General features: G+C 50.6%; 7 protein-coding genes and 2 pseudogenes. 1 reads left to right on the top strand and 8 read right to left on the bottom strand.

Features of this window, described 5'->3' with window-relative positions; translation table 11 throughout:
* Positions 1–176: 176 nt before the first annotated feature.
* From HEQ61_RS10880 to HEQ61_RS10850, 7 genes and pseudogenes are all read right to left on the bottom strand, one after another.
* On the bottom strand, positions 177–923 hold the full coding sequence (locus tag HEQ61_RS10880) for an NTP transferase domain-containing protein (protein WP_168021409.1): 747 nt from the start codon (positions 921–923) through the stop codon (positions 177–179).
* Entirely contained in the window at positions 920–1,513 is a 594-nt protein-coding gene (locus HEQ61_RS10875) for a gamma-glutamyl-gamma-aminobutyrate hydrolase family protein (RefSeq protein WP_168021410.1), read from the bottom strand. Before HEQ61_RS10875 ends, HEQ61_RS10880 begins: the two co-directional genes overlap by 4 nt.
* Entirely contained in the window at positions 1,510–3,828 is a 2,319-nt protein-coding gene (locus HEQ61_RS10870) for a PEP/pyruvate-binding domain-containing protein (RefSeq protein WP_168021412.1), read from the bottom strand. The genes HEQ61_RS10875 and HEQ61_RS10870 overlap by 4 nt, the downstream gene beginning before the upstream one ends.
* Positions 3,809–4,366 carry an adenylyl-sulfate kinase gene (locus HEQ61_RS10865; protein ID WP_168021414.1) on the bottom strand — a complete coding sequence of 186 codons (558 nt, stop codon included), beginning with the start codon at positions 4,364–4,366 and terminating at the stop codon, positions 3,809–3,811. Before HEQ61_RS10865 ends, HEQ61_RS10870 begins: the two co-directional genes overlap by 20 nt.
* Before the next feature lie 198 nt (positions 4,367–4,564).
* Positions 4,565–5,329: a class I SAM-dependent methyltransferase gene (locus HEQ61_RS10860; protein ID WP_168021416.1), complete on the bottom strand. Its 765-nt coding sequence runs from the start codon at positions 5,327–5,329 to the stop codon at positions 4,565–4,567.
* 168 nt (positions 5,330–5,497) lie between these two features.
* A pseudogene (locus HEQ61_RS10855) lies at positions 5,498–5,755 on the bottom strand (hypothetical protein); the annotation flags it as partial.
* Positions 5,756–5,765: 10 nt separating this feature from the next.
* Positions 5,766–5,909, bottom strand: a pseudogene (locus HEQ61_RS10850) (IS5/IS1182 family transposase); the annotation flags it as partial.
* Positions 5,910–6,102: 193 nt separating this feature from the next.
* Between HEQ61_RS10850 and HEQ61_RS10845 the strand changes: the two are divergent.
* A complete protein-coding gene (locus tag HEQ61_RS10845; protein WP_168021418.1) occupies positions 6,103–7,134 on the top strand; it encodes a hypothetical protein in 1,032 nt (343 codons plus the stop codon).
* Between the two features lie 160 nt (positions 7,135–7,294).
* Here HEQ61_RS10845 and HEQ61_RS10840 read toward each other — a convergent pair.
* A partial coding sequence (locus HEQ61_RS10840; RefSeq protein WP_168021420.1) for a Tn3 family transposase occupies positions 7,295–8,621 on the bottom strand: 1,327 nt, incomplete at its 5' end.

Below are 8,621 nucleotides of genomic sequence, written 5' to 3'. Positions count from 1 at the left end.
TATCGCCGCCCATCGGGCGTCCGAAAGCCAAAACAGGTGGGCCATTCATGCCTCCAATCTCCCGATTGAAGGGTATGAATCTGATCCGCAGACCACGAGCAATACCATGATTGAGTCTGGAGCCTAGTCAACTTGATCTTGTGGAAACAATCGTACCTTTTCCAGCCGTCTGTTAATCAAGAGAGAGACGAGGAAAAAGCGCCATTCAAAAGCCAATGTTCATATAGCTCAAGATCTGATTTCTGATCTACCTCGCCCCAGCGTCCTGATACGGGGATGGCATCGATGCTAATACCGCTCTCTATCAGTGCTGACAGCAGGGATGTCATGTCTAGTGTATTTAGGAGCTCTGTCGGAAGGTGACCGCAATATTCCTCAACAGCATTCCAGCCTGTTGGCGTGAACTTAATTAGTCCCATATATTGACCCTGTATACTCGCAAGGTCTTGCGTTTTCTTACCTATCTCGCAGACACGTTCACCGTTAAGGCGGAAGGTTTCTGCATCAGAAAGAGGGTCTGCAAAGCGCTTTGACCACAAGGATAACCAGTTTGGATCATAGCTGAGCACGATATTGCCGGGGGCCAACATCAATGCTCTTATGGTTTGTGTCGAATAGAAGATGTCTGAGTAACTGACAATCACTGGACCTTGGCGCAGCCATTCTGCGGCCTGAAACAAGGATGCCACCATGTTGGTGCCAGACCAGTCAGGATTGTCGAAGAAGAACAGCGGATAAGCCTCTAACAGGTCTGCTTTGTATCCCCGTACCAACCCGATCAAGCTTATTCCGGCGGCGTGCAGAGCTTCGGTCTGCCATTCCAGAAGCGGGCGGCCCCCAAGCGGAAGCAGGCATTTCGGGATGCTTTCAGTTGCCGATCCCATCCGGGAGCCACGGCCAGCGGCAAGAATGATAGCTTTCATGCTCTCTTTTCCGCGAACAGGCGTTGAAAAAGAATAATATCGTCCCTGTTAGATGGTTCCATACGTTCCGGGTGCCACATAATACCATGTATGTATTCCTGCGGGTGGCGTATTTCCTCGATACAGCCGTCGTCTGTGCGGGACAGGACCGTAAATGGAGAAGCATCGCCGACGGCAGCAAAGCGATGATAGCTGTTGACGTTTCGGCCATTGTCCAGTGTATGTGTAATGCCTGCGTGGCCATTAATGCGCTGCAGAGGAACCTTGAACAGATCGAGAAGAAGCTGCATACCGCGACAGACGCCCAGAACCGGTTTCTTGTTTTTCCGTGCCCATGCAGCCAGTTCGTATTCCATGCAATCGCGTTCAGGGGCGTCTGCATGAATGTCATTGCCCCCGCTCAAGAGAATCCCGCACAGATCCGCAGAAGATACCAGGTCAAGTGCTGCCTTTGTGTGATTGGGAACTGGCACTGGAATCAGACCGCAGGCTTGCAGAAAGAGAGTCCACCGTTGATCGAGGGCATCCCGGCGCTCACCGTATTCAGCCTTGATTTCGACACGCTGTGTAATGGCAAGAAGGCGTGTCATTGCAGGATTTGCACTTGGCGGTTCAGGCAGTCCAGCCGCACACTGTGCGCTTGTGACCACCGGGCATACAAGGCTTCCCCGGTTCCTATGACAGCAGGGAGGCCAAGTTCACAGGCACGGATAGCCATGTGCGAGTTAACGCCGCCGTATGCTGTGACAAATCCAATGATGGAGCGTGAAAAAATCCAGTCAAAGCCGGGATCCGCATTGGGAAGAAAAACAATTGCCCCATCCAGGGATGATGCTGGATTTGGAGCAAGAACGGGACCAATAACGGTTTTCTGGGTAATAAAATTTGGTTCACAGGCAGGAAGCTGGAAACCCCATATCTGTTCCGGCTCTACAAGAAAGGGCGGGAGGATCAGCTGTCGTGTCAGGGCATAGCGTTCCCTGCCGCGGGCAATACTGTCTTTCAGTACGGATTGAATGCGTTCTGCCCCTGAGTGCAGGGTATGGATACACCGTATATCACAAAAGGACATGTCCTCTTCTGTTAGACCATGTTCGGCCCCGAGGGTCTTGAGGAGGGAAAGAGCATCGCTAAGAGAGCGAGTGAATACAAATTTGGCATACTCTCGGCCACGAATACTGGCTTCAAGGAAATCGAACAGGCCCACGACGGTATGATCAATGCCATGCTCCCCCAGTAGTCGCTCAATGTCGCGCATTTGTTTCAGTGACAACGAAAAAGGCTTTGCCTGCTTTATTTCCTGTTTCGATGTTTTGTTCCAGTTGAAGTATAGATCTGGTTCCTCGTCATAGCGGGGCGATAGAATGTCATATGTTCCAGGACGCAGATGCCCGTATTTCGACAGGAAATCCGTCCGGTCAAGCGTGACAAGATCTTTTCCTATGCAAGAGCCAATAGTGCCAAGGCCCTCTACGAAAGAGTCTCGTTCCTGTTTGGAGATAACTTCTTTTTGTACGCATGATTCTAGAATTTGTGTTGCAATAAAGCCGGCTCTGGCCAGTCCGGCAAACGGTAACGTTCCATAGCGTTTGACATCTTCCAGAAGCCAGTAAATACGCGATACCGCATCCATGCTGGCTGTCCGTATACGAGCGTGGCGTTGTTCCAACTCGGCAATGCGGGCAGCATCCTGGCGCCAGAGTCCGTTTTCCCTGTTGATGACAGTATTGGTAAGGTGGCGCAAAGACGTGCTCAGGATATTGCGGTCAATATCTGTGAAAATATTTTTGGGTAAACCATCTAATTTGTTCTTTATATCGAAAGTATAGCATGAAAGAACAATCTCGAACTCTACCTTGTCATGGAGTGCGGGTTGCTCCAGAAGTCGGTCTACATAATAATTAACCAGACGGGTTGATAGATCGTCGTCGATATCGGCAGGTATGAAGGAATTGAAGCTGACTCTTACGTCAATGTACGGAAGGCCGAAGAAGTCAACCATAAGCGGGAAACTGCGAAGGTCTTTGTAGCCATAGTTATGGCGTTGATAGGCCCATATGGAATCTGTGACCAGATCCCTGTACAAGGAAAGGGCAAGTGGACGCGGACGGATCCCGATGATTTCTGCTGGATTCCAATCTGGCATGATGCCGAAGGCGGTGCGTCGGCCATGCAGGTATGGCACTGGCCCAAGGGATGACGACAGCTTTGAGGCTATACTGCCCAAGGCGTCTTCGTGGTGTGTACGTGGAACCAGCATGTGCGTTGGCATGATCAGAGGGCGTACCTGAAACAGGATTGGTGTGTCATTGTTTCGGGATATTGCAAACTCAAAATCCAAGGCATCCTGACCCAAGATTTGTTCCAGATCTTTTGCCAGCGCGCCGATTTTGCCTGTCAGGCTGGACGCTTCCAGTTGGGCATGCTTCCACAGATACAGCGTTGTCTGATTATTGTTCCTTCCACCAGTTACAGCTGTGGTATCGGCACCTTCGCAGTAGTTGATAACAAGATAGTCCCCTCCCCCGCTTGGATCCTTTGTGAATACAACGCCGCTGAGTACACTGTCTGTTAGCATGGGCTGTACAAGAACTTGGTGTCTTGGGTTGAATGGGCCATAACTATCGATGACAGCGTCGACGGCTTGGGTAACCTGATTCTGCTCGATGACATTTGTTACTGACAGGTAACGGCCTGCCATGGATTCCCGCGCATCATCCTCCCCAAGCGCACTGGACCGGACAATCAGCGGTATGCGCCCCATACCCGAGTGACGCAATTGCTCCAGAACATCGTTATTCCGTTCTTTCCAGTCTTGGGCGCTGAAGTAAAACAGAGGCATGATGCGACCTGCCTGCAGCCTGGATGAGAGCCATTCCAAAGTTTCAGCTTTGGTTCGCACCATGAATATCCTCCAAGCTCATGATTCGTCTGGCTGCTTCTTCCGGACTAACCTGGCCGTAACAATCCACAACAAGATCAGGATTAACAGGTTCATGGGGTACAATATCGATGCCGATGATTCCGGACTCTATTCCTGCTCGTGACCGTGAGTAAAGGCCATTATTGTCCCTTTTGATCAGTTCTTTTACAGGAACTTTCAAGTATATCTCACGATAATTCCTAATATTGTCTCTATTCCATTTCTGGATGCCATGAAACATGGATATTGTCGCACAAACGACATCCAGCCCCTGGTTCACCATCTCATGGGCCAAGCGCCCGTAAACAGAAGCCAAATACAGACGATCGTCTTGGCTGTATCCGTGTACATGCCCCAGAATATGGCGCATTGTATCGCCGTCCATCAGAAAAACCTGACGTCCAGAAGAGCTTAACCGGTCTTGGAGGATGCGTGCGACTGTTGTTTTTCCAGCCCCGGAGAGGCCGGTAATCCACCAGAGAGTCCCTTGTCGGGGAGAATATTCCTGTTTTGCCTGCATGGATCCCCGCGGTCTAGGAGATGCGGAGCGACTTAGGCCCGCCTTCCCAGATTCTTTCCCATTACCGGTATAGTAGATTGCCTTTTTGTGTTATTCTGACACCATAATCAGCACATTTCCTTTAACCATGTAGATTAGCCCGTTTATTGTTGGGTATTAGGGCAATAAATGAGCTGAATTAAGCTCAGAGACGTAGTGTTAACTGACTCTGCGCGCGCACCAAGCTCGGGTCATGTAAGTGGTTTCCACGTAGGGCAGGTCTCTGGTCACACTCTGCACATAATCAAGGAAAACATGGAACAGGGATGGTCCGAGCCGGACTTGCACTTCATTTACAGACGTCCATGTTCCCAAGTACTCCTCCGGAGTTTGGTGTACAGTATGTCGCCCTTCAAGATAGATAACATCGTCAAACAAAGTGCTATGCCACAAAATGTCATTCATCTTGGCAGCAAAGTTCCCCTTCCCAGAGGATATACGCTGCAAGTTTGGGTGTAATTCTGCCAGTTTTTGTTCGATAGAACTCAAAACGGGTGATAGTTCCGTCATGCGTGGGTTCCAGAGAGCTACGAATCGTCCTCCGGGGCGCAGGAGACGGTGAAACTCGTATAGCCCTGCTTCGGTATCGACCCAGTGAAAGGATGATGCCATGCTGACCAAGTCGGCGCAGTTGTCCGCTAGTCCTGTATGCTCTCCTGTTCCTTTCTGCCACGAAACATCAGGGGTATCACGCTGTCCGCAACGGCGCATATCATCATTGGGCTCTACAGCGATTACGGAGCGTAGTTCGCTCCCGGACAGCATTCGGGTCCATATCCCCGTCCCGGCTCCAATGTCGACGGCATCCATATCTGTCTTGTTTTTCCCTGCCAAGGCCAGAATTGCCCGAAGGACAGACGAAGAATAGTCTGGTCTGTAACGAGAGTACGGCTCAGCTAATCCTGTATAGTTCCCGAACTCCATCTGAATCCTTCCGCATACTTATGGTATTCAAAACCTCGTAGAGGATCACGGAGAACATGATATAATTATTATTAACAAGGATCAAATTCAATCAATGAATGGGTGTATAAATTTTTCGGTCTGCATTTTATCATGTTATTTGTTGCTATCCGGCTCCCCATGAATAAATCATAAAAAAGAGAGGGCTTGCAGGATACCGCCATGCCGGTAGTATTCCACCTCATCGGCCGTATCGATGCGGCACAGGACCGTGATCGTCTGTTTTGAACCATCAGCGCGGGTAATCGTGACCTGAACGTCCTGGCGCGGTTTGGTGCCGTTTCCAATGCCGCTGATATCAAAGATATCCGTTCCGTCCAGCTCCAAGGTTTTGCGGTCGGTTCCGTCCTTGAACTGCAGGGGCAGGACACCTATGCCAACTAGGCTCCAGACTCAATCATATCCAGAATGCGACGAGGGTTGCGAGAGCGACGGCGGAGAGGAAGTTTCTGGCGAGCTTGTCGTAGCGGGTCGCGACGCGGCGGAAGTCCTTGATGTGACAGAAGGCGTTTTCGATCAGGTGACGGTCTCGGTATCGCCGCCCATTGGGCGTCCGAAAGCCAAAACAGGTGGGCCATTCATGCCACCAATCTCCCGATTGAAGGGTATGAATCTGATTTGAAGACCACGATCAATATCCTGATTGAGTCTGGAGCCTAGTCAAATTAACGAAATATAAACAATATGAAAAATAAATTATCATGTTATTTTAAAGTAGATGATAAGGAGAATTAATGATGGTTGGCATATTCGAAAAAGAATCAACAACAATTATATTTGATATGACTGGTAGCTCTGGTGGACTCACTTTTGCTTATGCAATAAGTAAGAACTTCAGAGAGGATCAGTGCATATCCTATGGTGATTCAGGAAATTTATCTAATGAATTTGTTCATAGTATGGATAAAGATTCAAGGAAAAAGATTCTATTCTGTTATGGTCACAACGTGCATCATTTCAATGAACTAACGGATAATAAATGTCATAGAATTACCATGATTAGGAATCCTGCAAATGTATGCATATCATATTTCATTTATTGTTCAGACTACAATGGAATATACTTTCACCCAACCGGAGAGCCTCCTCCGCCTCAAGGAGATATCGAGGGGACACTAAAATGGATGGAACGTATTATGGACGGGGCCAGAAGTAATGGCCCACAACCAAACTATGCGGCGAAATACATACTATCGCTTTTTGGCGATACGTTTCGATCTGATGATGAGCTATTCGAGAAAGCGCTTCGTAGACTGAAAAATGATTACGCCCTAGTTGGCATAACAGAGCTATTTGAAGAAAGCCAATTCCTCCTCAATGCACTTTTCCCATGGATTAATGTTAAAATATGGAAGCGAGTCCGGGTCAATAAAACGCCTTGGGATGAGCTCGATGTTGACCCGGCCCTACTCGCACGCTGCGCAGATTTTAATCCCGTTGATACTGAGTTGTACACTATAATGCGGCAGCGTCTAGAGGATGAGATTCCCTCCATTACAGCATCCGACGTATATCTTGACCATAAGGCCAAGTGCATCAGCAATGACACGAAAATGGTGCGTCATCTTCTTGTTGGAAGCAAAACATACCTACCGCCCATGACGCCCGAAATATACTTTGATTTGTGTACGCGAACGAGTGCGAATTTGATATCGCGCATCACGGCAGAAGATAATGAAATGATATATAAGAAGAGAATGGATATTTACCTGGATCGTATTGCTGAACTTGAAGACAAAATCATGTATCTAGCTAGCTCCACTTGACGCAGATTTTTCTTGGGTTGGCCTTGATGTGCCTTGGTGCTGGTCTTTGCGGAGAGCGGAGGGATGCGCGAGGCGCTCTGACAGACGAGGAGTGGGATATCATTGGAGCGCAGCTGTTGGGGTTTGAGTAGCAACGGAACAGAAAACCTACATAAGGATTTCAGGGCTCGTCAGGGTCAGTCTTCTGAGGATCGCGTAGCGGCCTAAGTTCGCCTCGGGTCACGAATTCCGGCAGAGAGAAGGCGTATCGGCCGAGCATATTGACGTGTTTTGAGCCAAGCGGCGATAGGCGTGCAACGTCTTCGGGTCGCACGTCGTGGCCTTCTGCCATGAGCTGATTCAGGGCGGCATCCATGTAGATCGTGTTCCAGAGCACGACGAGATTGACGACCAGGCCGAGCGCTCCGAGTTGATCTTCCTGCCCTTCACGGTAGCGTTGACGCAATTCCCCGCGCTTCCCGTGGAACAAGGCGCGAGCGAGCTGGTGTCGCCCTTCACCCCGGTTGAGTTGAACGAGAATACGCCGCCTATAGGCTTCGTCATCAATGAAGCGGAGAAGGTAGAGGGTTTTGATGAGGCGGCCGAGTTCCTGAAGGGCGCGGGCCAACCGTGTGGGCCGATCGTTGGTCTGGAGCGCTCGGGTAAGGTCTGCGGCCCGAACCACGCCGAGCTTGAGCGAGCCGGCAAGACGCAGCAAGTCGTCCCAGTGATCCAGGATCAGCTTCATGTTGATCTTGTTCGAGGCGAGATCGTTGAGAACGCCGTAATCAGCCTTGCCATCGACGCGCCAGAACCGCGCGCCGCCAACATCAGCGATACGGGGGCTGAACTGGTATCCGAGCAAGTAGAATATGCCAAAGATGGTATCGGTATATCCGGCTGTGTCGGTCATGATCTCGGTCGGCCGCAACTCGGTTTCCTGCTCGAGCACGACAGCGAGGAGATTGAGGCTATCGCGCAAGGTCCCCGGGACAGTTATGGCATTGAGACCGGTGAACTGGTCCGAGGCGAGATTATACCATGTGACGCCGCGTTCTTTCCCGAAATATCTCGGGTTGGGACCGGAATGTATGGTGCGGACCGGCACGACAAATCTCAGTCCATCGGCGGAGGCCACCTCGCCGCCGCCCCATTTTCTGGCGAGGGGGATAGCGTTCTGCGCGGCAACCAGGGCAGCGTTGGCGGCAATCAGGGTTTCGGCGCGCAGGAAATTTTGCTTCACCCAACTGAGCCGTGATCGCCTGAGCGCCGGAACATCGAGCTGGATCAATGGTTCAAACCCGGTGTTGGTGGCCTCGGCCAGTAGGACGGCGCAAACGCTTGTCGCAATATCCTCTGCCCGCGCGCTTCCTTCGCTGGCATGGGTGAACAGATCGGCAAAACCGGTCCGGGCGTGCATTTCCATGATTAGCTCGGGTAAATCGAGTCTGGGCAAGCGAGCCTCGAGCGCCGTGCGCAGCGCAATCAGACTTGCCGGCTCTTCAAGC

This window comes from Haematospirillum sp. H4485 (assembly GCF_012102745.1).
Lineage (GTDB): Bacteria > Pseudomonadota > Alphaproteobacteria > Rhodospirillales > Rhodospirillaceae > Haematospirillum.
This window is presented reverse-complemented; position numbering and strand designations above follow the sequence as displayed.

What these genes read in the sequence shown, in the direction of transcription:
- HEQ61_RS10880 (WP_168021409.1), bottom strand. Translation starts at nt 923, where the DNA reads ATGAAAGCTATCATTCTTGCCGCTGGCCGTGGCTCCCGGATGGGATCG.
- HEQ61_RS10875 (WP_168021410.1), bottom strand. Translation starts at nt 1,513, where the DNA reads ATGACACGCCTTCTTGCCATTACACAGCGTGTCGAAATCAAGGCTGAA.
- HEQ61_RS10870 (WP_168021412.1), bottom strand. Translation starts at nt 3,828, where the DNA reads ATGGTGCGAACCAAAGCTGAAACTTTGGAATGGCTCTCATCCAGGCTG.
- HEQ61_RS10865 (WP_168021414.1), bottom strand. Translation starts at nt 4,366, where the DNA reads ATGCAGGCAAAACAGGAATATTCTCCCCGACAAGGGACTCTCTGGTGG.
- HEQ61_RS10860 (WP_168021416.1), bottom strand. Translation starts at nt 5,329, where the DNA reads ATGGAGTTCGGGAACTATACAGGATTAGCTGAGCCGTACTCTCGTTAC.
- HEQ61_RS10845 (WP_168021418.1), top strand. Translation starts at nt 6,103, where the DNA reads ATGATGGTTGGCATATTCGAAAAAGAATCAACAACAATTATATTTGAT.